The sequence below is a fragment of the Deinococcus aquaticus genome (assembly GCF_028622095.1).
Classification (GTDB): domain Bacteria; phylum Deinococcota; class Deinococci; order Deinococcales; family Deinococcaceae; genus Deinococcus; species Deinococcus aquaticus.
Map to the genome: position 1 here is coordinate 2,325,466 of NZ_CP115165.1, position 24,387 is coordinate 2,349,852.

27 protein-coding genes are annotated in these 24,387 nt (G+C 69.3%); 17 read left to right on the top strand and 10 right to left on the bottom strand.

Annotation, left to right across the window (positions count from 1 at the left end; translation table 11 throughout):
• Positions 1 to 40: 40 nt before the first annotated feature.
• The 4 genes from M8445_RS11320 (at position 41) to M8445_RS11335 (ending at position 4,951) form a co-directional block, all read left to right on the top strand.
• A complete protein-coding gene (locus tag M8445_RS11320; RefSeq protein WP_273987862.1) occupies positions 41 to 2,146 on the top strand; it encodes a 3-hydroxyacyl-CoA dehydrogenase NAD-binding domain-containing protein in 2,106 nt (701 codons plus the stop codon).
• 5 nt (positions 2,147 to 2,151) lie between these two features.
• Positions 2,152 to 2,460 (top strand): hypothetical protein, encoded by a 309-nt coding sequence (locus tag M8445_RS11325; protein WP_273987863.1) that lies wholly within the window; start codon positions 2,152 to 2,154, stop codon positions 2,458 to 2,460.
• Between the two features lie 45 nt (positions 2,461 to 2,505).
• Positions 2,506 to 3,687: an acetyl-CoA C-acyltransferase gene (locus M8445_RS11330; RefSeq protein WP_273987864.1), complete on the top strand. Its 1,182-nt coding sequence runs from the start codon at positions 2,506 to 2,508 to the stop codon at positions 3,685 to 3,687.
• A gap of 313 nt (positions 3,688 to 4,000) precedes the next feature.
• A complete protein-coding gene (locus M8445_RS11335; RefSeq protein WP_273987865.1) occupies positions 4,001 to 4,951 on the top strand; it encodes a ring-cleaving dioxygenase in 951 nt (316 codons plus the stop codon).
• A gap of 74 nt (positions 4,952 to 5,025) precedes the next feature.
• Here the strand turns inward: M8445_RS11335 and M8445_RS11340 are convergent, their stop codons facing one another.
• The 7 genes from M8445_RS11340 to M8445_RS11370 form a co-directional block, all read right to left on the bottom strand.
• Complete coding sequence (locus tag M8445_RS11340) at positions 5,026 to 5,592, bottom strand: hypothetical protein (RefSeq protein ID WP_273987866.1); 567 nt, start codon at positions 5,590 to 5,592, stop codon at positions 5,026 to 5,028.
• Positions 5,593 to 5,704: 112 nt separating this feature from the next.
• Positions 5,705 to 6,286, bottom strand: coding sequence for a hypothetical protein (locus M8445_RS11345; RefSeq protein ID WP_273987867.1), 582 nt, complete (start codon positions 6,284 to 6,286; stop codon positions 5,705 to 5,707).
• Between the two features lie 142 nt (positions 6,287 to 6,428).
• The gene (gene miaB, locus M8445_RS11350) at positions 6,429 to 7,808 is read right to left on the bottom strand and encodes a tRNA (N6-isopentenyl adenosine(37)-C2)-methylthiotransferase MiaB (protein ID WP_273987868.1); all 1,380 of its coding nucleotides are present in this window, start codon (positions 7,806 to 7,808) and stop codon (positions 6,429 to 6,431) included.
• Positions 7,809 to 7,922: 114 nt separating this feature from the next.
• Positions 7,923 to 8,258, bottom strand: a complete 336-nt coding sequence (locus M8445_RS11355) for a hypothetical protein (protein ID WP_273987869.1) — start codon at positions 8,256 to 8,258, stop codon at positions 7,923 to 7,925.
• 191 nt (positions 8,259 to 8,449) lie between these two features.
• Complete coding sequence (locus M8445_RS11360) at positions 8,450 to 8,896, bottom strand: hypothetical protein (RefSeq protein ID WP_273987870.1); 447 nt, start codon at positions 8,894 to 8,896, stop codon at positions 8,450 to 8,452.
• Positions 8,893 to 10,098 (bottom strand): amidase, encoded by a 1,206-nt coding sequence (locus M8445_RS11365; protein ID WP_273990894.1) that lies wholly within the window; start codon positions 10,096 to 10,098, stop codon positions 8,893 to 8,895. The genes M8445_RS11360 and M8445_RS11365 overlap by 4 nt, the downstream gene beginning before the upstream one ends.
• A gap of 97 nt (positions 10,099 to 10,195) precedes the next feature.
• Positions 10,196 to 10,696 carry an LEA type 2 family protein gene (locus M8445_RS11370; protein ID WP_273987871.1) on the bottom strand — a complete coding sequence of 167 codons (501 nt, stop codon included), beginning with the start codon at positions 10,694 to 10,696 and terminating at the stop codon, positions 10,196 to 10,198.
• A gap of 109 nt (positions 10,697 to 10,805) precedes the next feature.
• Here M8445_RS11370 and M8445_RS11375 point away from each other — a divergent pair, with 109 nt between their 5' ends.
• Together M8445_RS11375 and M8445_RS11380 are read left to right on the top strand one after the other, a co-directional pair.
• Positions 10,806 to 11,903: a hypothetical protein gene (locus tag M8445_RS11375; RefSeq protein WP_273987872.1), complete on the top strand. Its 1,098-nt coding sequence runs from the start codon at positions 10,806 to 10,808 to the stop codon at positions 11,901 to 11,903.
• Positions 11,904 to 12,050: 147 nt separating this feature from the next.
• Entirely contained in the window at positions 12,051 to 12,713 is a 663-nt protein-coding gene (locus tag M8445_RS11380) for an outer membrane lipoprotein carrier protein LolA (RefSeq protein ID WP_273987873.1), read from the top strand.
• A 132-nt stretch (positions 12,714 to 12,845) separates the two neighbouring features.
• Here the strand turns inward: M8445_RS11380 and M8445_RS11385 are convergent, their stop codons facing one another.
• Positions 12,846 to 13,475, bottom strand: a complete 630-nt coding sequence (locus M8445_RS11385; protein WP_273987874.1) for a C40 family peptidase — start codon at positions 13,473 to 13,475, stop codon at positions 12,846 to 12,848.
• Positions 13,476 to 13,919: 444 nt separating this feature from the next.
• Between M8445_RS11385 and M8445_RS11390 the strand changes: the two genes are divergently transcribed.
• The 6 genes from M8445_RS11390 to M8445_RS11415 all read left to right on the top strand — a co-directional run bounded on the left by M8445_RS11390 (position 13,920) and on the right by M8445_RS11415 (position 17,980).
• Entirely contained in the window at positions 13,920 to 14,312 is a 393-nt protein-coding gene (locus M8445_RS11390; RefSeq protein WP_273987875.1) for a hypothetical protein, read from the top strand.
• Between the two features lie 104 nt (positions 14,313 to 14,416).
• Entirely contained in the window at positions 14,417 to 15,133 is a 717-nt protein-coding gene (locus M8445_RS11395) for a uracil-DNA glycosylase (protein ID WP_273987876.1), read from the top strand.
• 80 nt (positions 15,134 to 15,213) lie between these two features.
• Positions 15,214 to 15,498 carry a DUF1844 domain-containing protein gene (locus M8445_RS11400; protein ID WP_273987877.1) on the top strand — a complete coding sequence of 95 codons (285 nt, stop codon included), beginning with the start codon at positions 15,214 to 15,216 and terminating at the stop codon, positions 15,496 to 15,498.
• A gap of 1 nt (position 15,499) precedes the next feature.
• Positions 15,500 to 15,937: a D-aminoacyl-tRNA deacylase gene (dtd, locus tag M8445_RS11405; protein WP_273987878.1), complete on the top strand. Its 438-nt coding sequence runs from the start codon at positions 15,500 to 15,502 to the stop codon at positions 15,935 to 15,937.
• A 49-nt stretch (positions 15,938 to 15,986) separates the two neighbouring features.
• The gene (locus tag M8445_RS11410) at positions 15,987 to 17,114 is read left to right on the top strand and encodes a peptidoglycan DD-metalloendopeptidase family protein (RefSeq protein WP_273987879.1); all 1,128 of its coding nucleotides are present in this window, start codon (positions 15,987 to 15,989) and stop codon (positions 17,112 to 17,114) included.
• Positions 17,115 to 17,155: 41 nt separating this feature from the next.
• Positions 17,156 to 17,980, top strand: coding sequence for an N-formylglutamate amidohydrolase (locus M8445_RS11415; RefSeq protein ID WP_273987880.1), 825 nt, complete (start codon positions 17,156 to 17,158; stop codon positions 17,978 to 17,980).
• A gap of 79 nt (positions 17,981 to 18,059) precedes the next feature.
• Here M8445_RS11415 and M8445_RS11420 read toward each other — a convergent pair whose 3' ends face one another.
• Positions 18,060 to 19,064, bottom strand: a complete 1,005-nt coding sequence (locus M8445_RS11420) for a polyprenyl synthetase family protein (RefSeq protein ID WP_273987881.1) — start codon at positions 19,062 to 19,064, stop codon at positions 18,060 to 18,062.
• 171 nt (positions 19,065 to 19,235) lie between these two features.
• Here M8445_RS11420 and M8445_RS11425 point away from each other — a divergent pair, with 171 nt between their 5' ends.
• From M8445_RS11425 to M8445_RS11440, 4 genes are all read left to right on the top strand, one after another.
• On the top strand, positions 19,236 to 20,294 hold the full coding sequence (locus M8445_RS11425; RefSeq protein ID WP_273987882.1) for an alpha/beta fold hydrolase: 1,059 nt from the start codon (positions 19,236 to 19,238) through the stop codon (positions 20,292 to 20,294).
• Positions 20,295 to 20,460: 166 nt separating this feature from the next.
• On the top strand, positions 20,461 to 22,035 hold the full coding sequence (locus M8445_RS11430; RefSeq protein WP_273987883.1) for a tetratricopeptide repeat-containing diguanylate cyclase: 1,575 nt from the start codon (positions 20,461 to 20,463) through the stop codon (positions 22,033 to 22,035).
• A gap of 87 nt (positions 22,036 to 22,122) precedes the next feature.
• Positions 22,123 to 22,269 carry a hypothetical protein gene (locus M8445_RS11435; RefSeq protein ID WP_273987884.1) on the top strand — a complete coding sequence of 49 codons (147 nt, stop codon included), beginning with the start codon at positions 22,123 to 22,125 and terminating at the stop codon, positions 22,267 to 22,269.
• 265 nt (positions 22,270 to 22,534) lie between these two features.
• On the top strand, positions 22,535 to 22,966 hold the full coding sequence (locus tag M8445_RS11440) for a response regulator (RefSeq protein ID WP_273987885.1): 432 nt from the start codon (positions 22,535 to 22,537) through the stop codon (positions 22,964 to 22,966).
• Positions 22,967 to 23,519: 553 nt separating this feature from the next.
• On the opposite strand, the gene M8445_RS11445 is transcribed toward M8445_RS11440, so the two are convergent.
• Positions 23,520 to 23,891: a hypothetical protein gene (locus M8445_RS11445; protein ID WP_273987886.1), complete on the bottom strand. Its 372-nt coding sequence runs from the start codon at positions 23,889 to 23,891 to the stop codon at positions 23,520 to 23,522.
• Between the two features lie 39 nt (positions 23,892 to 23,930).
• On the opposite strand from M8445_RS11445, the gene M8445_RS11450 reads away from it, so the two are divergent.
• Positions 23,931 to 24,161: a hypothetical protein gene (locus M8445_RS11450; RefSeq protein ID WP_273987887.1), complete on the top strand. Its 231-nt coding sequence runs from the start codon at positions 23,931 to 23,933 to the stop codon at positions 24,159 to 24,161.
• Positions 24,162 to 24,387 lie beyond the last annotated feature (226 nt).

Here is a 24,387-nt window from a genome sequence, read left to right on the forward strand (position 1 = left end):
GAACCACAACCACATCACCCACCCATCAGGAGGCCCTACCGTGAGCACCCCCGAGTCCAGCAGCCAGCCCAGCCTCGTGCAGCAGTCCCGCGACGGCGACGTCCTCATCCTGACCATCAACAACCCGCCCGTGAACGCCTTCTCGCCCGGCGTGCCCGAAGGCCTGAAAGCCGGCCTGGACGCCGCCGCAGCTGACGACAGCGTCAGGGCCGTGGTCATCATCGGCGGCGGGCGCACCTTCGTCGCCGGGGCCGACATCCGCACCTTCGACCTGCCCCGCGAGCAGTCCCCGGACCTGCGCGGCACCATCGAGAAACTCGACGCGTTCACCAAACCCACCGTCGCCGCCATTCACGGCACCGCGCTGGGCGGCGGCCTGGAACTCGCCATGGGCTGCACGTACCGCGTGGCCGTGCCCGGCGCGCAGGTCGGTCTGCCCGAGGTGAAACTGGGCGTCCTGCCCGGCGCGGGCGGCACGCAGCGCCTGCCCCGCGTGGTCGGCGCGGCCAAGGCGCTGGACATGATGCTGAGCGGCAACCCCATCAAGGCGACGGAAGCCGGGCAGCTCGGCCTGATCGACCGCATCATCGACGGCGACCTGCTGGCCGGAGCGGTCGAGTTCGCCCGCGAGATGGCCGACGCCCGACCCCTGCCGCGCATCAGCGAACGCAGCGTGCCCGGCGCCACGCCCGACGTGTTCGCCGCCGCCCGCCAGGGCATTGGGAAAACGCACCGTGGGCAGCTCTCGCCATCGCTGATCGTGGACCTCGCCGAGATGGCCGCCACCGTTCCCTTCCAGGAAGGCTGGGACGCCGAGGCGACCAAATTCATGGAAGCCAAGGACAGCCCCCAGAGCCGTGGCCTGCGCCACATCTTCTTCGCCGAGCGTGAAAGCGCGAAGATTCCCGGCATCACCAAGGACACGCCCACCACGGAAATCAAGTCGGCCGGGATCATCGGGGCGGGCACCATGGGCGGCGGCATCGCCATGAACTTCCTGAACGCCGGCATTCCCGTCACCATCGTGGAAACGCAGCAGGAAGCCCTGGACCGTGGCCTGAGCGTCATCCGCCGCAACTACGAGAACACCGCCAAAAAAGGCCGCATGAGCATGGACGACGTCGAGACCCGCATGGGCCTGCTGACGCCCACACTGGACATGGGCGACCTGAAAGACGCCGACATCATCATCGAGGCCGTGTTCGAGAACATGGACGTGAAGAAGGACATCTTCACGCGACTCGACGGCATCGCCAAGCCCGGCGCGATCCTGGCGAGCAACACCAGCACCCTGGACGTGAACGAGATCGCCAGCGTCACCAGCCGCCCCGAAAGCGTGATCGGCCTGCACTTCTTCAGCCCCGCGAACGTCATGAAACTGCTGGAAATCGTGCGCGCCGAGAAGACCAGCGACACCGTCCTGGCGACCAGCATGGCCCTCGCGAAGAAGATCAAGAAAGTCGGTGTGGTCGTCGGCGTCTGCGACGGCTTCGTCGGGAACCGCATGGTCCACCGCTACGGCGACGAGGCCCGCCAGATCGTCGAGGAAGGCGCCCGCCCCGAGGACGTGGACGCCAGCATGAACGCCCTGGGCCTGCCCATGGGACCCTTCCAGATGAGCGACATGGCCGGCCTGGACATCGGGCACGCCATCCGCCAGCACCAGGCCAAGGTCGCCGGGCAACCCAAGCCCGACGGCTGGCTCGACCGCATCGTCGAGACCGGACGCAAGGGCCAGAAGACGCAGGGCGGCATCTACGACTACGACGAGACCCGCAGGCCCATCCCCAACGCCGACATGCAGGCCCTCATCGAAACCTACCGCACCGAGAAGGGCATCACGCCCCGCGAGATCACCCAGGAAGAAAGCACCCGGCGCCTCGCGTACTCCCTGGTGAACGAGGGCGCGAAAATCCTGGAGGAAGGCATCGCGCAGCGCGCCGGGGACATCGACGTGATCTACATCTACGGGTACGGGTTCCCCGCCTACCGTGGCGGCCCCATGCAGTACGCCAGCGAACAGGGGCTGAAGAACGTGGTCGCCGACCTGGAGAAGTACGGCCAGACGCCTGCGCCCCTCCTGAAGCGACTGGCCGATGAGGGCAAGACCTTCGCCCAGTACGACGCCGAGAAAGGCCGGGCCTGACCCACATGGACGTCCCGGACGCCCTGCTGCTGCTACCGGCCGGGTCGGACGTACCGGGACTGACCGCGCTGATTCGCCCGCCGTTCACCCTGCGGGCCATGCCGACCGACCCGCAGGCCCTGAGCGAGATGGTGCGCCGCATCGGCACCCGCGAGGAACAGATGAGGTCGTACACCCACCTGTTTGCGCTGCACGGGCCGTCCGCGCCGCCTGAAACCTACCGGGACGCGTTCTTCACGCTGACGGACCAGATCGAGCAGCACAGCCCACACGCCATTCTCTGCACGCTCAGCGGCGAACGCACCCTGCGGTAAGCCCACCCGCTGAACCCGCCTCTTCACATACCCAGGAGTTCCATCATGAAAGACGCTGTCATTGTTTCCACCGCCCGCACCCCCATCGGTAAGGCCTACCGGGGCTTCCTGAACGACACGCACGGCTCTGATATCGGCGCGCACGCCGTCATGCACGCTGTGCAGCGGGCCGGCATCGACCCTTCCGAGATCGAGGACGTGATCATGGGCGCCGGGAACCCGGAAGGCGCGACCGGCAGCAACATCGCCCGGCAGATCGCGCTGCGCGCCGGTTTGCCGGTGAGCGTGTCGGGCGTGACCGTGAACCGCTTCTGCTCCAGCGGCCTGAACACCATCGCGCTGGCCGCGAACCACGTGATGACCGGCCAGGGCGACGTGTTCGTGGCGGGCGGCCTGGAAAGCATCAGCCTGACGCAGAACGAGCACGCCAACGGGTACCGCCTGCGCGGCGAGTGGCTGACCGAGCACAAGCCCGAGATCTACATGCCGATGCTTCAGACGGCCGAGGTGGTCGCAAAGCGCTACGGCATCAGCCGCGAGGCGCAGGACGAGTACGCGCTGCAAAGCCAGCAGCGGACGGCAGCGGCGCAGCAGGCCGGGCTGTTCGAGCATGAGATCGTACCCATGACGGCCCGCATGAAAGTGCAGGACAAGGCCACGGGAGAGATCAGCACCCGCGAGGTCACGCTGAGCCTGGACGAAGGCAACCGCGCCGACACCACCCTGGAAGGCCTGAGTAAACTGAAGCCCGTTATCGAGGGCGGCGTGATCACGGCCGGGAACGCCTCGCAACTGTCGGACGGCGCGGCGGCCGTGGTCGTCATGAGCGGCGACATGGCCCGCGAGCGCGGACTGGCCCCGCTGGGACTGTTCAAGGGCTTCGCCGTGGCGGGCCTGGAACCCGACGAGATGGGCATCGGCCCGGTGCTGGCCGTCCCGAAACTCCTGAAACGCCACGGCCTGAGCGTGGACGACATCGACCTGTGGGAACTGAACGAGGCGTTCGCCGTGCAGGCCCTGTACTGCCGGGACACGCTGGGCATCGACCCGGCCAAGTACAACGTGAACGGCGGCGCGATCAGCGTCGGGCACCCGTACGGCATGAGCGGCGCGCGCCTGACCGGGCACGCCCTGCTGGAAGGCAAACGCCGGGGCGCGAAGCACGTGGTCGTGACCATGTGCGTGGGCGGCGGCATGGGCGCAGCCGGTCTGTTCGAAGTGCTGTAAGGGCGGCGTTCAGGGCCGCGCCCTGAACCGAGTGGAACGAGAAGCCGTGAGAGGCGGTGGTGGGAAGTGGCGATGGTGGGAAGGGGAGGTCGCGGGAGTGCTATTTTCCCGTGACCGGAACTGGACACCATCGCCAGGGGAGTAGGAGGTGGGCTGTGGGGGTGACCCTGCGGCCCGCTTTCTGTTGCAGGGTGTCGTGACCCCTCACCCGGCCCTTCGGGGCGCCCTCTCCCCAGGGGAGAGGGTCGGGGGCTGTGGCTCCTGCTGTCGGCTCGTCACAATCGCTTAACGTCAAACGAATTAGAGTGTGGGCATGACCACCACGCCTCTCACCCCGCACGGCCTGCACCACGTCACCGCCGTCACCGCCGACGCCCGCGCCAACCTCCAGTTCTACACCGGCGTCCTCGGCATGAGGCTCGTCAAGAAAACCGTCAACCAGGACGACGTCACCGCCTACCACCTCTTCTTCGCAGACAGCGTCGGCACCCCCGGCAGCGACCTCACCTTCTTCCAGTGGCCCGTCCCACCCGAACAACCCGGCAACAACAGCGTCACCCGCACCAGCCTCCGCATCCCCGACGGCACCCTCGACTGGTGGCACGCGCACCTCAGCGCCCACGGCCTGACCGTCACGCCCGTCACCCGCCACGGCCGCCCCCACCTGGACTTCAGTGACCCCGAAGGCCAGCGCCTCAGCCTCGTGGAAGGCGGCCCGCACGGCACCCCCTGGGAAGGCAGCAGCGTCCCCACCGACAAACAGATTCACGGCCTTGGCCCCAGCGAACTGACCCTCCCGAACCTGTTCCCCACCACCCGCGTCCTCGAACGCGCCTACCACATGACCCCCGCTGGCACGTACCCAGACCCCGAACAACCCGAGCGCACCATCCACGTCTACGCCATGCACGACGGCGGCCCGCACGCCGAACTGCACCTGCGCATCGACCCCACCATGCCCCCCGCCCGTCCCGGCGCCGGCGGCGTACACCACATCGCCCTGCGCGTCCAGGACGACCAGTACCACGACTGGAACACCCACCTGACCGCCCTGGGCCTGCGCACCAGCGGCGAAGTGGACCGCCACTGGTTCCACAGCATCTACTACCGCGAACCGCAGGGCATCCTGATCGAACTCGCCACCGACGGCCCCGGCTTCACCGTCGACGAACACCCCGACCACCTGGGCGAAACCCTGATCCTCGCCCCGTTCCTCGAACCCCGCCGCGCCCAGATCGAAGCGGGCCTCACCCCCCTCACCTGAACCCACAACACTGAACCCACAACGAAGCCGCCCCCACCGTCAATTGGTGGGGGCGGCTTCGCGTGCCGTCAGAGTTACTGGCAGTCCACCACAGGGAACGCCTGCGCCGACTCCTTGATATTGCTGTACTGCCCGTTCTGATCCACGCCCTGCACCCGCACGAACGTGTTCCCCTTCACCCGCACGATCACCGGATTCACCACAATCGCCTGAGCCGACAGCTTGTTCTGAGTCAGCACCCGCAGAGGAGCCGTATTCGGCGTCAGGGTACTCGTCGCCCGGCCCGAACCGCTGTAATCCACCTGCCCGTAACTGTAGAACTCCTGATCCTCGGTCGTGCCCGTACTCAGGCCCTTAAACTGCACGTACAGCTTGCTCAGGCCGCCCTGCCACGTCAGGTCCACGTACATTTCCGTGTTCAGGTTGTCGCAGATCACGTACGACCCCGCCGCCACGGTATTCCCGTTCTGATCCGTGAACGCCGTCGTCGTCCGGTACTGCGTGCTGTACGCGAAATCCTTCAGACTCAACGAGTTCGACGCACCCGACCCCGGCGTGAACCCGTCCGATACCGTCACAGTCACCCCGCAACTCGCCAGGATGCCCGTCAACCCGATTGCCGCCAACGCCAGTTTCTTCATACCACCCACTGTGCCCGCCGAACCTGACCGGGACGTGATGAATCCCTCAGCAAACCTGAGAAAAAGAACAAGCCCCCGCGCGAAGCAGGGGCCGAAAGTGTGAAGCTGGGAATTACTGGCTGAGCGGCTGAGCAGTGCTGGCGAGGGTGCACTTGCGGTACACGGGCGTCAGGCCAAGGTTCTTGCTGGTGATGGTAAAGCTGGAGCCGGTAGAGGTATTGATCGTGAGGTCGGCGTAGAAGCCACCCTCAACGCGGTCGCTCGCGTTCACCTTCTTGACCGGTAGCTCGTTCGGGCTCACCACGATGCTATTGGGCAGGAATTTGCCCGTTGCAGAGTTGAAGTCAAAAATGGCCTTGTAATCGCCGTTGCTGTCCTTTTTGAGATCGCTCGCTTGCAGGGTGACTTCCTGGTTGTAGACGTTCGTCTTATCGCCTTTAACAGCGACCTTGACAGAAGTGATCGTGCCACCCGTGGCGAACTTCACGATCACCTGGGTTGAGCGGGCGCGGCTGACCGTGCTGGGGTTGGTGATCTCGTCGCACCCCACAAAAGCCATCTGCCCGTCGGTGGCGTATTCCGTGGAAACGCCAATGACGCGTCCGCTTCCACTCCCGTCGGGGGCGACTCCGGCGCTTCCGCACGCTGCGAGGATGCCGCTCAGACCGACTGCTGCTGCCAGGATTCTTTTCATGCCTCTCACTTTGCCTGCCGGGCCTGATCTGCACGTGACGGGCCGCTGAGGAAACCTTCAGTTCCGTGAATGCTGCGCGGCAGGGTAAAGGGGCGGCCCACCGCCGGGCGTGCCAGGGTGGGCCGGGGGGCGTGGCGGCGGGTCAGGCCATGCTGAGGGGGGCGCTGAGTGCGGCGGCCTGCGGGTCCAGGCGCGGCACCTGCGGCAGCGGGTGGCCGTCCGGGCCGAGGACCGTGCCGTACATCATGTGCGGCGTGGCGTGGTCGATGCGGACGCGGTACACGCCGGGGCCGGTCGCGCCGATGGCGGCGGGGACGATGGTGGGGTGGTTGCCGCGCGTGTGGCCTTCCAGGAAGCCGTCGCTGTGCGCGTCGCCGCGAATCAGGACTTCCTGCGTGGTGCCGACCTTGGCGGTGTTCTTGCGGGCGCTCCAGTCTTTCTGCCTGGCGATCAGGCGTTCCAGGCGTTCGGTTTTCACTTCGCGGGGCAGGTCGTCGAAGTGCTTGTAGCTGGGCGTGCCGGGGCGGGCGCTGTACGCGAACATGTACGCGCTGTCGTACCCGACCTCGTCGTACAGGCTGAGGGTCTGCGCGAAGTCGTCCTCGGTCTCGCCTGGGAATCCGACGATGATGTCGGTGGCGAGCACGACGTGAGGGAGGTGTTTCTTGATGTCCGCGACGTGCGCGAGGTACTGCTCGCGGGTGTACTCGCGGGCCATGCGGCGCAGGACGCTGTTGCTGCCGCTCTGGACGGGCAGGTGCACGTACTCGCAGATGGCGGGCGTGTCGGCCATGGCGGCGGCGACGTCCTCGGTGAAGTTCATGGGGTGGCTGGTCGTGAATTTCACGCGGCGTACGCCGCTGCGGCCCACCATGCGCAGCAGGTTCGCGAAGGTGGGGTACCCGCCCAGCCGGGCGCCCTGGTCCACTCCGTACGCGTTGACGTTCTGGCCCAGCAGCGTGACTTCCTGCACGCCCGCCGCGAGTTGCAGGTCCAGTTCACGCAGGATGTCGTCCGGGTGGCGGCTGACCTGCGGGCCGCGCGTGGTGGGCACGATGCAGTACGTGCAGTGGTGATCGCAGCCGCGCATGATCGTCAGGTGCGCCTGCAACTGCCCGGCCGGGGCGGGCGGAACGTGGTCGTGCAGTTCATCCCGGAACGCCAGTCCCCAGAAGCGCTCGTTGCTTTCCAGCGCCTTGCCGATATCCAGCAGGCTGCCCGGCCCGAGCAGGATGTCCACGCCGAACTTGCGGGCCATCTGCTGCCCTTCTTCCAGCTGCGCGAGGCAACCCATCATGCCGATCACCAGGGAGCGGCGGGCCTTGATCTTGCGCAGGTCGCCCAGCAGACTGCGGACCTTCTCGACGGGTTTCCCGCGAATGGCGCAGGTGTTCAGCAGCACGAAATCGGCCACGTCCACGCTATCCACGATGTCCGCCCCGAAACTCACGAGTTGCGACTGGACCAGATGCGTGTCGTACTCGTTCATCTGACACCCGTAGGTGACGATCATTGCCTTCATGTGTGTCTCTCCTCTCAGCCGTTCGGATGGATTCCGGGGCCTTTGCCTGCCCGCTGCGTCGTGCTGGGCGGTCGGAGGGCAGTGTAGCGGACGGGCCCGGGGTGCGGAGGCGGCTCAGGGCTGTGCTGGCGGTATGGGCCGCAGTTGCAGGGTGTACCCGAGGGCTTCGCGGCCCAGGAGGACGGTGCGCAGGCGGCCGTCCAGGGTGACGGTGCCGCCCGTGTCATGCCGGACGAGGTAGAGGTTGGCGCGGTGGGTGCCGTTCTCGTAGAGGTTCAGGGTGAGTTCGGTGCCGTCGGCGAGGCGTCTGAAGGGGCCGCTTCCGGCGTAGACTCGGCGGCTTTCGAGGTTCACGAGGCTGCCGCTGGCGCGTCCGTCGCGTTCGACGAGGCCGAGGGTCAGGCGGTACGGGACGCGTCCGGTGGGGCCGATGCCGACGCCCTCGTACACGCCGCTGATCTACCGTTCGAGGGTGGTGGTGGGCGGGAAGTACGCGCCGAACGCACAACTGCTCAGGGCCAGAGGGAGCAGCAGGGTGGCGGTCAGGGCGAGGGGAGCGGTGGGTCGGCGCATGGGCCGCAGCGTACGCACCCCTCATGAAGCGGGCCTGATGCCGTGCGCCTGATGCGCTGTGGGTGCGGTCAGCGTTCGGCGCGCAGGGTCACGTTGTGCTTCACGCCGCCCACGGTGAGGGTGCCGCTCAGGATGGTGCTGGTGACGGTGGCGCCCAGCAGGCCGCTGGCCCTGAGGGGCACGTTGCTGACGCCGAAGCCCAGCAGGCTGGCGTTCAGGCGGGGCGTGTCGCCGGGGTCGATGGTGGCGGTCAGGGTCGCGCCGCCCGGTCTGGGCAGTTGCGTGCCGCGCAGGATGAAAGTGCCGCCGCTGGTCAGGTTGCGGTACTCGCCGCGTGCCTCGTGAGTGACGGGGTCCACGGTGTACGTCACGCGGATCTTCTGCGGGGTCAGCAGGAACCGCGCCTCGCCCGCATACGAGTACACGGGTTGCGCGGCGGGTTGTGTGGCGGGGGCGCAGGCGGCCAGCAGGACCGGCAGCGCCAGGGTCGCCAGTGGGAGGGCGGCGCGTTTCACGCAGGCTCCGTGCCCGTGGCGGGGGCGGTGTCCAGCGCGTGGGCCAGGGCCAGCAGCGTGTCGTCCTGCCCGTGCCGCCCGACGAGCTGCACGCCCACGAACGGCTGCCCGCCTGCGTGGTGCGCGGTGGGCAGCGCGGCGGTCGGGGCGCCCAGCAGGCTGAACGGCGCGGTCAGGCGCAGCACGGCGCGGCGCAGCGGGAGCGGGCCGCCCGGCAGGTCCACCTCGTCCTGTCCGGTCAGCGGGGGCGGGGTGGGCACGGCGGGGGCCAGCAGCACGTCGAAGGTGTCCAGCAGGGCGTCCAGTTGCCGGCGGTACGCGGCGCGGCGCGCGAAGGCCGCCTCCACCTCGTCGGCACTCAGGGCCGCGCCCTGGCGCAGGGCCGCCAGCGTGAACGGCAGGAAGCCCGGATCGTCCAGTGTCAGGGCGTCCTGGTGAACGGCGGCCGCCTCACTCAGCACGATGGGCGAGTACGCGTCCAGCACTTCCGGGAAGTCCACGGGTGTCACGGTCGCTCCCAAGCGCGTCAGGGTGCCCGCCACGCCCAGCACGGCGGCGTGTACGTCCGGCGTCACCCAGCCGTCCGGGAGCCACAGGCCCACGCGCCGGCCTGCCCAGTCCTGCGGGGGGACGGGCTGGCCGGTCAGGGCTTCATGAACGCGGATGATGGTGCGCAGGTCGGCGGCCAGCGGCCCGGTGTGATCGCAGGTGCGTGACAGGGGCAGCACGCCCGCCTCGCTCCAGTCGGCGTGTCCCTTGGTGGGTTTGAAGCCCCGCACGCCGCACCACGCGGCGGGCACGCGGATGCTGCCGCCAGTATCGGTGCCCAGCGCGAAGTTCACCTGCGCCAGCGCCACGCTGACGGCTGCGCCGCTGCTGCTGCCGCCCGGCACGCACTCCAGCCGGGTGGGGTGCGCGGTTCCGCCGAAGCCGTTGGCGCCCGTGATGCCCAGCGCGATCTCGTGCAGGTGCGTCTTCCCGGCCGCGCTGGCCCCCAGCTCCAGCAGTCGGCGCACCAGCACGCTCTGGCCGGGGTCCGGGACGGGCGCACGCGTACTGGCGCGCAGCGGCCAGCCGGGCACCCCGAACAGGTCCTTCACGCTGAAGCGTAGGCCCGACAGTGGCCCGCCGGGCACGCCGGGCAGGGGAGACGCGGGCCGGAACGCCCAGGCCCGCTGCGGGTCACTGGCGTCTGATCTGATGGCGTCCGGGGTCACTGGGGTGAGGTGATCGGGGCGGGCGGGATCGGTCACCCGTACAGGGTAACGTAACGCCCAGGCGGCCAGAACGGCAGGGTGCTCAGAACGGCAGGATGGGTGACTGCTTCCACTGCCCCTGCGACAGCGTGAACGGCCCGAAGTTCTGCAGGCCCAGCGGCCCGAAGTTCGCCGTGAACCCACCGTCCACGCGGTACGTGACCAGCTGGCCGCGCGCCACCTTCAGGAACGACGCGGCCGTGTTCAGCGTGACCGGAATGGAGAGGTCTGCCCGCTGCGTGCTCACGCCCCGCGCCGCGATATCGACGTTCGGGAACGATACGTCGCCCACGGCGGCTCCGTCGATGATCAGCGTCCCGGCGATGTTCGCCATGCGCAGCGGCACCGGGTTGGGGTTGGTCACCTGAAGGTTCATGGTCAGGTTCGCCACGGGCACGCTACCGAACCCGCCGGGCAGGGTCAGGCTGGTCAGGTAGACGTTCTGCACCTGCACCTGCGGGACCTGCACAAGCTGTTGCAGGGGCGCGCAGGCGCTCAGGGACAGGGCGGCGGTACTCAGGGCAGCGGCGGGAAGCAGGCGCATACCGTCAGGCTACCCTGCCCCCCGCGCGGGAATCTGACGCGCCCGGTCAGGTTCCCGCGCGGGGGCGACCGGGCCGCTGCACTACGCCCCACTACGCTACGCTGCCTGCATGCGACCCACACCCCGTTCCGGCTGTTTCCGTTCGCTGCCCGCCACCCTCGGCGCGGCGCTGCTCGTGTCGTCGGCGCAGGCCGCCACGCTGGACTTCGGCGTGTCGTACCGCGCTCCGGACGCCGGACTGTGGGGGCGCGTGGGCGTGTCGGACCTGGACCTGCTGGGGGGGCAGGTGTCGGCCGCCCTGAGCAGCCGCGCGGCGCAGGTCGGGTACGCCCGCAGCCTAAGCCTGCCGCCGCTGGGCGCCGCGACCGCCCGCACGGACCTCGCCGTGACCTGGCAGGGCGGCGTGCGCGTGGAGAGCCGCGCCAGCGCCGGGGTGGGACCGGTCGCGCTGAACCTCGCGGGCGCGTACTTCACGGCCCCTGTCACGGACGTGGACCCGCTGGCCCCGTTCGCGCAGGCCCCGGCGGACCTGCGTGAGCGCGGCTGGAACGCGGCGCTGACGGCCCGTTACCGCGTGAACCGCGACCTGATCGCCGTGCTGGGCGGAGAACTAGGCGCGCAACCGCAACTGAGCGCCGTGGTGGAGGGCCGCCGCGCCGTCACCCGGCCCGTGCCTCCCACCGACCAGCCACCTGCCGGAGAGGAGGAAACTGACGTGACCACGCTAGACCCGGCCCTGACCGACCCAGCCCTGGCTGACGCTACGCCAGCTGATGCCATGAACCGCGGCGACGCCATGGATACGGACGAGGCCATGACCGATGAGCAGCCGGAAACCGAGACGGTCGGCACGCTGACGTGGCGGGCGGGCGTGCTGGCCGGGCGGGACGTGCTGGGCCTGACCGGCGGTGTCAGCTACGCCACCGGGAACGGCCTGAGCATCGGGGTGGACGCCCTGGCCGGCGTCAACACCTACGGAGTGAGCGGCAGTGTGTCCGCGCCGGACCTGCTGGGTGAGGGCAGCATCCTGCGCCTGTACGCCGCCTACGAGCCGTGGAGGACGGCCAGTTCGCCGCTGCGGACCGGTGTGAGTGCCAGCTTCCCGGCGGGCAGCGGCACCCTGACCCTGGACGCCAGCGCCGGGCGCACCCTCCAGGGTCAGGCGGGCTTTGGCGTGCGCGTGGGGTACACCCTGCCGCTGCCCTGAGCTGTGCCCCGACCCCCGGCGGGGGAAGGCTGCCTTCGCTGCTGGACCGCTCGACTGTGTCCAGCAGCGCATTTTTGCGTTCTCTGGATGAACCTGCCGTCAGGTGCCTGGACCCCTTCTCATGAGGACGGACGGGATACTGCCGGCATGAAGAAGCTCTCCCTGACCCTCCTGGCTCCCGCCCTGCTGGCCCTCGGCTCGGTCGCCGGTGCCCAGACCGCGCAGGACATCATCAGCAAAGTGGACTCCACCCAGAAAGCCGCCAGGGACGTGTCGTTCCGCCTCAGTGGGAACGCCACCCTGGACACCAGCAGCCAGAAGATCGACCTGACCATCAAGGCCATTCCCGCGCAGAACGTCGCCCGCGTGCAGTTTGCGGCCCCTGACGCCCTGGCCGATAACGTGGTCGTGGCCGACAAGAACGAGATCCGCCAGTACCTGTACCTGACCAACCAGATCACCGTCACCAGCGCCCAGAAAGCCGCCAGCAGCGCCGGCCTGAGCCTGGACTTCACGCAGCTGAGCAACACCGCCAGCATGCTCAGCAGTTACAACGTCAAACTGCTGGGCACCAGTGGCACTGCCGGCAAGCGCCTGTTCCAGCTGGAAGCCACGCCCAAGAGCGGCGGTACTGACCGCACCCGCGTGTGGATCACCGAGGCCGGCTGGCGTCCCACCCGCATTCAGGTCCTGAACAGCGGCGGCAAGACCCTGGCTGACCTGAACGTCTCGAACTACCGCGTGAACGCCGGGCTGACGGCCGCCGGCATCAAGGCCCTGCCGAAAGACGCGCAGATCATCCGTCAGTAACCTTCCTTCAGCGTGGTGCGGCTGCGGCCCGGTGTCCCCGTGATGCCGGGCCGGCCGCTATGTGGGCATGGCACCATGAAAAAACCCCCGCCGGGATGGGCGGGGGGTGTCGGTGAAACTCGGTCGCTGCGTTCAGTTCAGGACGCGGCGGGCACCGTCGTAACGGCTGGCCCAGTACGAGTTGCTGAACAGGGGCTCGATCATGCTGCGGCCGTGGTAGCTGTTGGCGTTGGCCATCATGCCGTCGCCCATGTAGATGCCGACGTGGCTGGCGGTGCGGCCCATGGTGTTGAAGAACACCAGGTCCCCGGCGCGCAGGTCGCGGCGGCTCACGGCGGAGCCGGTGCGCCACTGGGCGGCGGCGGTGCGGGGCAGGTTCACGCCCATCTGGCGGAACACGTTCATGGTGTAGCTGCTGCAGTCGATGCCGCCGTTGCCGCTGCCACCCAGCACGTAGCGGATGCCCAGGTAGCGGGTGGCGGCCGAGCGCACGAAGCCGTTGCCGCGCGGGACGGGCGAGGCGGCGGTGGTGGCGCGCGGCGCGGATGTGGAAGCGGAGGCACTGCTGCCTCCGGTGGTGATCTTCTGACCCACGTTGATGGTCGTGCTGTTCAGTTTGTTCAGCTTCATCAGGGTGCTGGCTTCCACGCCGGTCGCGCGGGCGATCGAGTACAGCGTGTCACCGGGTTTGACGGTGTACGTTGCTGCGCTGGCGGCGCCACTGAAGGCGAGGGCGGTTAAAAGTACGTGGGAGAGTTTCATCGACGCCTGAAGTTTAGCGTGTCTTTATTTATTTGGCCTTCATTCTTGGCGGAACCGGCACCTGATATGCGCCTATACGGGTTTTATGCGTCGGTTGGCCGGGCGGCGCGCGGCTGAATCGTGCTGCGCATCTCAGTTTTCTCAGAGTGCGGCTCATGCAACTTTAGGTGGAGGGCCGCCCCCGCAGAGGCGCTGCAACGGCAATGCCGGGTTTTCCTCACTCTCACGCCGAGCTCATGCTTAAAACTGGCTCCGGGTGAAGCGGCGGGGCGCGGTGCTGGGTTCTGCCACTTCACCCGTCTGCCGCCCGCCAGTCCCGCCAGCGCCCACCCACCGGGGCTCTCTGGCCGCCCCGCGCTCTGCCGTCTTATACTCGGCAACAGCGCACTCACCCCGACCCGGCCCGCCTGCGGCCACCACCCACCCGGTGCATTGGAGGACAGCATGAAGGAAACCATGACCACCGAACAGATTCAGACCGGCCTGAAACACTACCGCCGCATCGCCCGCCAGGACATGCTGCGCGCCGCCGAAACGCCCCACCCCGACGCCTTCCTCAAGCACGCCGAATGCCGCCGCGAGATCTACGCGCAGCTCGGCACGCACGCCGAGACGCACGCACCCGACGAGGTCATCGCCCGCGCTCTCGACCTGTACCGCGCGCTGCCCTTCGCCACCGGCACGCCGGAACACGAATACCCGGACATCAAGGGCCACGAGAACGCCCTGGAGAACTTCTTCCTGCTGGTCGGCCTGGACCCCAAAACCCGCCGCGAGGCCCGCAGCAAACGCCCGAAACTGGGCACGCTGTCCGCGCCGGCCGCCCCCACTTCCTGAACCGGGCCTCCTGAACTGGCACCCACCTGCGCCCCTCCACCCGGAGGGGTTTTTTGCTGCCCCCGCCCACGGTTGCCCGGCCCGGCCCGCCGTATCCTGCGGGCGTGACCGACGCCGGGCCACCTCACCCCCTAGCCAACCCCGTCAGCGCCGCCCAGCGCCACGCGGCCCTGCTGACCCTGGAAGGCCGCAACCGCGCCTGCCGCGCCTGCGACCTGCGCCCCGGCTGCACGCAGGTCGTGGTGGCCGAGGGCCGGGCCGACGCGCCACTGCTGATCGTGGGTGAGGGCCCCGGCGGGCAGGAGGACCTGACGGGACGGCCTTTCGTGGGGCGCGGCGGGCAACTGCTCGATCAGATCCTGCACGCCGCCGGCATCGACCGGGCCGACGCGTACATCACGAACATCGTCAAGTGCCGCCCCCCCGGCAACCGCGACCCGCACCCGCCCGAAACGCAGACCTGCACGGCCCGCTGGCTGGAACCGCAACTGACCCTGCTGCGCCCCCGCGTGATCCTGGCCGTCGGGCACACCGCGACCTCGTACCTGCTGAGCACCCGCGCACGCATCACGGACCTGCGCGGCCAGTGGTTCCCCTACCGGCATGCCGACGGGCAGGGCGGCACGTACGAGGCCCCGCTGATGCCGCTGCTGCACCCCGCGTATCTGCTGCGGCACGACACGCGCGCGCCCGGCGGCCCGAAAAGCCTGACGTGGCGCGACATCCGCGAGGCGGCGGCCGTGCTGCGCGGCGACCACGAACCCGCCGCGTTCGCCGCGCTGGCCCCCGCCGACATGCAGGGGCAACCGGGGCTGTTCTGATTCCCGGCCCTTGCCGTCTGCCTGCCCCCACCGTGACCGGACGGACACCCGCCCCCGCCGCCGCCCGCTATGCTCGGCGCATGTCTCACCCGGAATTCGTTGGACTCGTGAACTCATTGCAGGCGACCGCCGAGGCGGCCCTGGGCGACCTGAACGCCGCCACCGCCAGCGCCGCGCGCGACGGCCTGCTGGAGGAACGCCGTGCCCGCCAGACCGCCGAACGCAGCCTGAAACTGCTGACCATGCTGGCCGAGAAGACCCGCGGGAACCTCGACTTCACCGAGGCCGACCTGCTGACGGACGCCATCGGCAGCGTCCGCGAGCGCCTGAACGCCGCTCCGCAGGGCGGCGGGGCGCAGAACTGACGTGCGCGCCACCCTGCAACGCGTGACCCGCGCCACCTGCACGGTCGAGGGCGAGGTCACGGGGCAGACCGGCCCGGGCCTGCTGGTCCTGCTGGGCGTCGCGCCCGGCGACACCGAAGAGACGGCCCGCGCCCTGGCCGCCAAGATCGCCAAACTGCGGATCTTCAACGACGAGAACGGCAAGATGAACCGCAGCGTGCTGGATATCGGCGGCGGCGTGCTGAGCGTCAGTCAGTTCACGCTGTACGCCGACACCCGCAGCGGCAATCGCCCCAGCTTCACGGCCGCCGCCCCGCCCGAACAGGCCCGCGCGCTATACGGCACCTTCAACGCCGCCCTGCGAGGGCTGGGTCTGCCGGTCGGTGAGGGCGTGTTCGGCGCGCACATGGTCCTTGACCTGACCAACGACGGCCCCGTCACCCTGACCCTCGACCTGTAGTCCTGCCGGTCAGGTGCGCCTCTCACGCTCGGCCCCTATCCTGCGGGGCATGAACCGCCGCTCCCTGCTGCTGGCCGCGCTGCTCCTGGTGGGCGGCGCGGCGGCCTACACCGTTAAACCCGGCGATACGCTGTACTCGATCTCCCGCGCCAACGGCACCACGCCCGAGGCGCTCATGAAACTGAACAACCTGGGGAGCACGACCCTGGAAGTCGGGCAGGAACTGCGCCTCCCCGGTCAGGCCGCCGCGCCCGCCCGGCCTGCACCCGCCCGCCCGGCGCAGACGCCGCCTGCCGCGACCAGCAAACCCGGCCTGCCTGCCCCGCTGCCGCCCGAGCAACTGACCCCCACCGCGCCGACCGCGCGCATCGCGGGCGTGAACGTCACGGTGCCCGCCAGTCTGCGCATGGGCGAGGCCTTTACCGTGCAGCTCAGCGGCGCGCGGGCCGCGCAGGCCACCGTGCGTTTCCCCAGCGAGATCGGAGAGGACGTCCGGCAACCCAATGAGATCCTGAAACCCGTCGGGGCGGCCGGGGAGTACTCCGTGCCGGGCCGCGTGGTGCTCGGCAAGACCACCCCGGTCGTGTTCGAGGTCAGCGTGGGCGGCGAACTCGTGCGCGGCCGCATTCCGGTCGTGGGCCTCGACCAGCCTATCCAACACCTGAACCTGCCTCCGCAGATCAGCGGCGTGCTGGTCGATCCGGGCCGGAAGGCCGAGGACGCCCTGGTCGAGAAGGCCTACGCCCGGCGCACCCCGCAGGTCTGGACGCGGCCCTTCGCTCCGGCCCTGAGCGGCGTGAGCCCCACCAGCAGTTCCTTCGGGCAGCCGCGCACGTACACGGCGGGCGGCCCCGTCGCTTACCACTTCGGCACCGACTACCCCGCCAGGGCCGGAACGCCCGTGCTGGCAGTGAACGACGGCATGGTCGTGATCGCCGGACGTTACCCGGTGCGCGGCGGGCTGGTCGTCATCGACCACGGGGCGGGCGTGACCAGCCTGTACTTCCATCAGAGCCGCGTGACCACGAAGGTCGGGCAGAAAGTCACGCGCGGCCAGAAGATCGGTGAGGTCGGCAGCACTGGCTTGAGCGCCGGGCCACACCTGCACCTCGAGATCCGCGTGCGCGGCGAGGGCACCAACCCGGGCGGCTGGATGAACCGCCTGTGGCCCCGCTGAGCTGAACGACCCCTCCGGCCGGGCGGCGCTATGCTCCGCGCATGACCTCCGCGCCCGGCCACCCCACAGGCGATCTGCCCCGCACAGGCGAGCTGTTGATCGTGACGCCGCACCCCTCCGGGCAACTGCCGGCCGACGTGCTGCGCGATATGCTGGGCGACGACGCCTTCGACACGCCCCGCCGCGAGGCGTTCCTGCGCCGCATCTTCCTGGACGGCGACCCGTACACGGACCTGCTGTTCAGCGTGCCCGGCGCGCGCCACGCGCAGGCTCCCTGGAGCCGCTTCGCCGCCGACCTGAACCGCGAGCGCGGCGACCTCGACGACAACGGCGTCCTGAAAGTCATGGGGTTTGACCGCGCGCCCCTGTACCCGGCCGGGTGGACGCCCGGCGACGCCACGCGTGAAAGGCGGCTGCGGCGCATCTGGGACCCTTTCGATGCCCTCGTGACCGCCGAACTTCAGGGCGTGGGCCTGATGATCGTGGGGCACTCCATGGCCCCCACCGGCCCCGCCCTGGGCGCGGATACCGGCGTGCCCCGCCCCGCCATCTGCCTGATGCCCGGCACGCCCGGTCAGCCCACCTTCCCGCACGCCCTGTGGGACGCCCTGCAACGCGCCTGCCAGGACGCCTTCGCGCCCATCATCGCCGGCAGCTCCGACCCGCGCGTCACGCTGGGGGAACCCTGGGCGACTGACACCCTGAGCCTCACGCACAGCGTCCGTAGCGGCGTACCCGCCTTCGGGATCGAATTCAACGCCGGACTGTACCTGCAGGGCGGGCAGCCCATCGACCCGACCATCCGCGCCCTGAACGCCGCGTTTGGCGTGTTCGCGCACGCTGCACTGAACCTGCTGCGCCGCTGAAGTCGCCCGGGAGTGGGGGAGTAGGCAGTGGGAAGCAGGATGTGCGGGCATCCACTCCCCACTGACGGCCGTGCGGTGTTCAGGCCTCTCTGGTCGCCAGTTCCCGGATGACGCCCAGCAGTTCCTGCGCCGCCGCCGGGTCCGGCACGCCGGTCAGCGCGTCTTCCAACAGGGTCAGGCCCTCGCGGGCCAGGGCGTCCGCGTAGGCCTGCGCGTGGGCCACGCTGCCGCTCTCCAGCAGCCACCCGTGAATCTGCGCGATCACGGCCGGGTCCTTGTCGGGGCGGTCGCGGCGCATCTGCTCCAGGAACACCTCACGCTGATCGTGCGGCGCGTGCGCCAGCCAGTGCAGCACAATCAGCGTGCGTTTGCCTTCCAGCAGGTCCCCGCCGATCTCCTTGCCGTACTTGACGGGGTCGCCGTTCAGGTTCAGCACGTCATCCCGGATCTGGAAGGCCGCGCCCAGCGCCAGTCCCGACGCATGAAACCCGGCGTGCGGCTCGGCTCCCGCCGCCAGCGCCCCCAGTTGCAGCGGCACGACCACCGTGTAGTACGCGGTTTTCAGGCGCACCATCTCGAGGTAATCCTCCTCGCGCAGGTCCCAGCGGCGGCCCTCCACCCAGCACAGGTCCAGGTGCTGCCCCTCCGCCGTGCGGTGAATCATGTCCAGGAAGGCCTGCATGCCGCCCGGCACGCCCGCGCGGTGAACGGCAGCCCACATGTACGCGTGCAGGGCGTCTCCGGCGTTGATGGCCAGCGGCACGCCGTGCAGGCGGTGCAGGGCGGGTCGGCCCCGGCGTTCCTCGCTGTCGTCCTCGATGTCGTCGTGGATCAGCACCCAGTTCTGGAACATCTCCAGCCCGGCGGCCAGCCACAGCGCCGCGTCCCACGGCGTTCCCTGCGAGGGTGCCGCTTCCTGCTGCGCGCCGTGCACGCGGGCGCTGGCGAGCAGCAGTTCGCTGCGGATGCCCTTGCCGCCGCGCTGCGGGTAATCGCGCAGCATGCCGTAATACCCGGTCAGTTCCGGACGGTCCGACCGTTCGGGCAGCAGCGAAAGCACACGGGACAGCAGATCAGCACGCATCGCCGCGCAGTCTAGAGCAGCGGCGCCGTTTAGAGCAGCCGCGCCGTTCCGGGCGGTCACGCGGGCCGCGGCGCATGCCGGCGGGGGTGTTCAGGGTGCGTGAAGGCCCCCCCGGCGCAGAGCGTACCCGACAGGACAGTTCCGCCCGGAACGGTGGGCGAGCATACAGGAATGAAACTGAACCGGACCCGCCCGAACCTCCGCGCCGCGCCGCAGGACCGCGCCCGCCCGCGCCGCAGCCTGCGCCCCCTGACGACCGCGCTGCTGATCGGCGGGCTGGCCCTGGGAGCCGCCGCGCTGGCCCAGACGGCACCCGCCTCGCCCGCGCCTGCCCAGGTGCAACCGGCCGAACTGAACCGGCCCGTGAACCTGCGGCCCGCCCTGAGCGGCGAGCGGCGCCACCTGACCATCCCGAACTTCGGCCGGGTCGCGTACTACGCCGATCCGCGCGGCGAGGGCCGCCCGCTGGTCCTGACCAGCAGCGTGAACGCCGCCGCCAGCGCCTACGAGATGAAACCCATCTGGGACGCCTACGTGGGCACCCGCCCGGTGTACGCGCTGGAATGGCCCGGATTCGGCAGCAGCGACCGCCCGGACGTCACGTACACGAAAGAACTCATGACGGCCGCCCTGAACGCCCTGATCACCGAACTGAACGCCGACGTGGACGTGGTCGGCCTGAGCCTGGGCAGCGAGTTCGTGGCCCGCGCCGCGCTGCTCGACCGCCGGGTGCGTAGCGTCGCGCTGATCAGCCCCAGCGGCCTGGGCAACCCGCGCGGCGGCACCCAGGAAGCCACCGCCGATGACGGCGGCCAGCAACTCTACGACCGCCTGAACACCTTCAGCACCCCGCTGTACGCGGTCATCCGTACGCGCCCCAGCATCCAGTACTTCCTGAGCCGCTCGTTCCGGGGTCCCGTGGACGGCGGCCTGATCGACTACTCGCTGGACACCACCCGTCAGCCCGGCGCGAAGTACGCCCCGATCTACTTCATCAGCGGCCGCCTGTTCACGCCCGACGCGTACGCCGACCTGTACTCGCGCCTGAACACCCCGGCGCTGGTCCTGTACGACCAGGACGGCTTCGTGTCCTTCGAGCGCCTTCAGGCGTTCACGCAGCAGAGGGGCGTGCAGGCCGTCCGTATCCCTGGTACGGACGGCCTGCCGCACTTCGAGAAGATGCCCGAGGTCAGGGCTGCGCTGGACGCCTTCTGGGCCGCACTCCGCTGACTCCCGACCTGGCTGACCCCCGGCCTGCCGGGGCCGGTCAGGGTAGACCGCCCCGGGGGCCTGGGGACCCGTACCACCGCCGGGGGAGGGGGGATCTCCCCGGTTCATGAAGGGCATCTGCGCGCCTTTCTGAAGTGAGTTCAATTAGGCTGAGTCCAGGCCCGTCATGACCCACCCGACCCCCGATGCCCCCTGCCAGCCGTCCAGCGATCACGCGGTCGGACTGGCCTGGGCGGCCCGCGACGATTCCCCGGAACGCGCGTCGCTGCTATCCAGTGCCGAACTGGGCGGCCCGTGCGACGCGCAGGCGGGCGTCACCTCCGGGTACCTGCTGTGGCGCGACGGGGCGCTCCCGCAGGCCGTGGAACGTATCGGCCGCAGCCTGATGCACCTGCGACAGCAGCCCCCCAGCGTGTGGCTCGGACGGGGCCTGAACATCCTGGCCGCCCTGCAGAGCCAGCTGAACCGCCCCGACCTGGCCGTCTCGCTGTACGAGGAGCAACTGACCCTGGCCCGCAGCATCCACGACCCGGAACTGCTCGCCACGGCCCTGCACGACCTGGGGGTCGAACTGCGCTTCAGCGACCCGGAACGCGCCCGGCAGCACATCACCGACTCCATCACCGCCTTCCGCGCCCTGAAGTACGACTTCGGCGTGGCCGTCGCCCACCTGAACCTCGCCGAGGCCGAGCAGTACAGCGGCCACCCGCACGAGGCGCTCGGGCACGTGCAGGCCGCCCTCACCTACCCCCTGCTACGCCAGCATCCCCTGATGACCGCCGAACTGCAGGCCACGCTGTTCGGCGTGTACCACGCGCTGGGCGACCCGCGTGCCGCTGGCAGCGCCGCCGAACTGCGCGCCCTGACCACCCACCCCCACCCGGAAGTGCACCTGACGGCCGCGCTGGCCCTGGCCGCCCACGCCGCCCCGCCGGAAGCGGCAGCCCTGCTGGAAGCCGCCCTCCAGCGCGCCCGGGAACTGGGCAGCCACACCCTGCTGCCCGCCGTGCACGAGCAGCTCAGCGCCGCGCACGCCCGGCAGGGCCACCACGACCGCGCCCTGCACCACCTGCACGAAACGCTGCGCCTGACCCGCGAACGCCACGCCGCCGAACGCCACCAGTCCTTCCAGAGTTTCGAGGTCCTGCAACGCATTCAGGCCCTTCAGGAAGTAGCCGAGCAGGAACGCACCCGCAACACCGAACTCAGCGCGCACCTTCAGGAACTCCGCGCCCTGAACAGCCGCATCCGCGAACTGGGCCGCACCGACCACCTGACCCAGCTGTTCAACCGCGAACACCTGTTCAACGAAGGCGAGCGGCTGGTCCTGAGCGCCACCGGACGCACCCCGCTGGCCGGCGCGATCATCGACATCGACCACTTCAAACGCATCAACGACACCTGGGGTCACCAGCTGGGAGACGCCGTGCTGCGCCAGCTGGCCGACCTGATCCGCGCCGCCGCGCAGCCCGGCGACCTTCCCGCCCGGTACGGCGGCGAGGAATTCGTCCTGCTGCGCCCCGGCGCGACCGCCACGCAACTGGCCGTCACCTGCCGCGCCCTGAACGCCCACGTTCAGCAGCACCCCTGGCACACCCTGACCCCGGACCTGCGGGTCACCGTCAGCATCGGCGTGGCCGACACCACCACCCCGGACCTGGACACCATGCTGGGCACCGCCGACCGCCGCCTGTACAGCGTGAAACGCAGCGGCCGCAACGCCGTGCAGCACCTCGACTGACCCGGCACGCCGGATCGCCGTCCGTCCCTCAAGGGCACCCTTACAGACGGCGGATGCGGGCCTCATGCACCTCTGCCACGCTGGGGTATGACCCTGCTGACAATCATCGGCCTTCTCATTCTGCTGCAGGTAGTAGCCGGCACCGCCCTGGGCCTGTGGTTCTCGTACCTTGCACTGCGGGGCCCGCGCGCGGAACGGCCACAGCGCCGCAGACGCGCCACGCAGAACGGCTGACACGGACTCCTACTGGTTGATCCGGTGTCCGGAACAGGAGCGGACAGGCACCCTCTGACCCTCTTATACGGATTCCGTCTGTTTCGTTGACAACCCGGAAGGACGCCGGGTTGCCAACTCCACGCCCGGAACCCGTTTCTCTCCTGCTCGCTCCGCCCGGGTTGAAAGCTTTTGCAAACCTTTCAACTGGAGTCCGTATTATGACCCCATCAGATGAAGATCTGCTTTGCGCGTGAGAGCGGTGACCCTGTCATCATGCCAGTTCATGCCCGAGCGCCTCCGAATCCTGCTGATCGACGATAACCTGGCAGACCTGCTGCTGGCCGAGGAAGCGTTCGAGGATCACGCCGCCCACACCGAACTGATCACCTGTAACTCCGGCCGCGACGCCCTGAACTGGCTTCAGAACCCCCGCGAAGCCCTCCCGGACGTGATTCTGCTCGACTGGCACATGCCCGGCATGACCGGCGAGGAAGTCCTGGACGCCCTGAAAGCCGACCACGCCCTCGCCGCGCTGCCCGTGACTGTCATGTCAGGCGTCCCCATTGACCGCGCCGACGTGAATCAACTTACCAAGAGCGTCACCCTGGACGACCACCTTCAGCAGATCGCCCGGCTCGTGAATGACTGGCGCTCCCAGCACCGCGCCCCCGCCGCCGGGACGTGCTGCCCGGAATCATCCAGTCAGCGGCAGTGACCGGCATGCAAGGAATCACGTACGCCTGCTGACCCACGGCATCCGGCACCCCTGACTCCCGTCCTCCCGCAGACCAGTCGTAGCGCAGAGCCCCCACCAGCCCCATCTTCATGCACCGCACACCCCCGGCGCTGGTGACGCGCCTGTAAGACCCACCGTCCTAGCCTATGTGTACCCAACAACACGCAGCCGCCCGAGTGAAGGCGGCAGGGCCGCCCCACCACCGCGTGGGGCTTTCTACGGCCACGCCGTGATCCTGCATGGATGCGTACACGGGCAGCCGCGCCGCCCCCTCACATGGAATCCGTATCACACTGAACGCTACGCCAGGGAGAGTCGCGGCGCAGCGCTGGAGCCCCACCCTGCGCCCTGCATGGAGGGCCAAGCATGGACAACCGCACCGCTGCGAAAGCCCTGACCATCGCCGGAGCCGCCTCGATCATCGGGTCCATCATCATCTGGGCCACCCACGGTGGACAGACCAGGGACGAAGCTGCCAAAGCCCACGGCGAACGCTACGGCATCTTCGAGGGCGGCCGTGCTGGGAGCTGCTTTAACGGTACAGGCCCACGGCCACGTACCGGCCTCCTACTACTGTCGGAACCGAATGAAGCGGCGCGACGAAAAACCACACGTCATCCACCTCCACCCCCAGCGGCCTCGGCTGCGGCCCGGACGACACCACCTCCAGCACGCCCACCAGCCAGTCCACATCCACCGCCACCAGCCCACGCAGCACCCACTCCTCAGCGCGAACACTGACCATCAACTCCACATCCCGCTCCGACAACGACGCGAAATCCAGCGGAACCCGCCGTACCTCCGGCCTCAGCACCGCCGTCCTCCCATTGAACGACGCCGCCGCGTAACACGGCACCTCCACCACACCAGATGCCGGAATGCCCGCAGCCACAAGAGGATACATACCACCGAGAGTACCCCCACCCGCACCGAGGGAGCAGCCGTGCGCCCCACCACCCAGCCTCACCAACGCTGCCACCATCCAGCCCGCCGCGACCCCCATCGCCGCGACCACCACGGCGACCTACACCAACCTGCTGGAAGTGCCGGTTACGGAGGAGAGCACAGCAACCAAGAAGAGACCATCAACGTGCACGGCCGCATCACGCCGATCCGCGTGGTGAACGGCAAGGACCTGACCGCCATGATCCGCACGCTGGGCGGAAGCGCCTGATCACACGCGGTATGATCCCCAGCCCGAACAACCGCAAGCAGATCATCTGGGCGAACCTGAACGACCCCACGCCCACCCGGCAGGCCGTGAACGGGAACTGACCCACTGACGGGAGGCGAGCCATGCAAGAACCGCTGACCGTGCTGGGAGAGCGTGGCCGCCTCCCCCTGCTGGCCCGCGTGCCACGCCTCGCGCACCCCCAGGTTCCGCAGTCAGGGTGTGGTTG

Coding starts and splice junctions, on each gene's coding strand:
- M8445_RS11370 (WP_273987871.1), bottom strand. CDS start 10,696: ATGCGCCTGCTTCCCGCCGCTGCCCTGAGTACCGCCGCCCTGTCCCTG.
- M8445_RS11420 (WP_273987881.1), bottom strand. CDS start 19,064: ATGCGTGCTGATCTGCTGTCCCGTGTGCTTTCGCTGCTGCCCGAACGG.
- M8445_RS11345 (WP_273987867.1), bottom strand. CDS start 6,286: ATGAAAAGAATCCTGGCAGCAGCAGTCGGTCTGAGCGGCATCCTCGCA.
- M8445_RS11390 (WP_273987875.1), top strand. CDS start 13,920: ATGAAGGAAACCATGACCACCGAACAGATTCAGACCGGCCTGAAACAC.
- M8445_RS11375 (WP_273987872.1), top strand. CDS start 10,806: ATGCGACCCACACCCCGTTCCGGCTGTTTCCGTTCGCTGCCCGCCACC.
- M8445_RS11335 (WP_273987865.1), top strand. CDS start 4,001: ATGACCACCACGCCTCTCACCCCGCACGGCCTGCACCACGTCACCGCC.
- M8445_RS11430 (WP_273987883.1), top strand. CDS start 20,461: ATGACCCACCCGACCCCCGATGCCCCCTGCCAGCCGTCCAGCGATCAC.
- M8445_RS11415 (WP_273987880.1), top strand. CDS start 17,156: ATGACCTCCGCGCCCGGCCACCCCACAGGCGATCTGCCCCGCACAGGC.
- M8445_RS11440 (WP_273987885.1), top strand. CDS start 22,535: ATGCCCGAGCGCCTCCGAATCCTGCTGATCGACGATAACCTGGCAGAC.
- M8445_RS11425 (WP_273987882.1), top strand. CDS start 19,236: ATGAAACTGAACCGGACCCGCCCGAACCTCCGCGCCGCGCCGCAGGAC.
- M8445_RS11385 (WP_273987874.1), bottom strand. CDS start 13,475: ATGAAACTCTCCCACGTACTTTTAACCGCCCTCGCCTTCAGTGGCGCC.
- M8445_RS11380 (WP_273987873.1), top strand. CDS start 12,051: ATGAAGAAGCTCTCCCTGACCCTCCTGGCTCCCGCCCTGCTGGCCCTC.
- M8445_RS11330 (WP_273987864.1), top strand. CDS start 2,506: ATGAAAGACGCTGTCATTGTTTCCACCGCCCGCACCCCCATCGGTAAG.
- M8445_RS11340 (WP_273987866.1), bottom strand. CDS start 5,592: ATGAAGAAACTGGCGTTGGCGGCAATCGGGTTGACGGGCATCCTGGCG.
- M8445_RS11435 (WP_273987884.1), top strand. CDS start 22,123: ATGACCCTGCTGACAATCATCGGCCTTCTCATTCTGCTGCAGGTAGTA.
- M8445_RS11445 (WP_273987886.1), bottom strand. CDS start 23,891: ATGTATCCTCTTGTGGCTGCGGGCATTCCGGCATCTGGTGTGGTGGAG.
- M8445_RS11410 (WP_273987879.1), top strand. CDS start 15,987: ATGAACCGCCGCTCCCTGCTGCTGGCCGCGCTGCTCCTGGTGGGCGGC.
- M8445_RS11400 (WP_273987877.1), top strand. CDS start 15,214: ATGTCTCACCCGGAATTCGTTGGACTCGTGAACTCATTGCAGGCGACC.
- miaB (WP_273987868.1), bottom strand. CDS start 7,808: ATGAAGGCAATGATCGTCACCTACGGGTGTCAGATGAACGAGTACGAC.
- M8445_RS11325 (WP_273987863.1), top strand. CDS start 2,152: ATGGACGTCCCGGACGCCCTGCTGCTGCTACCGGCCGGGTCGGACGTA.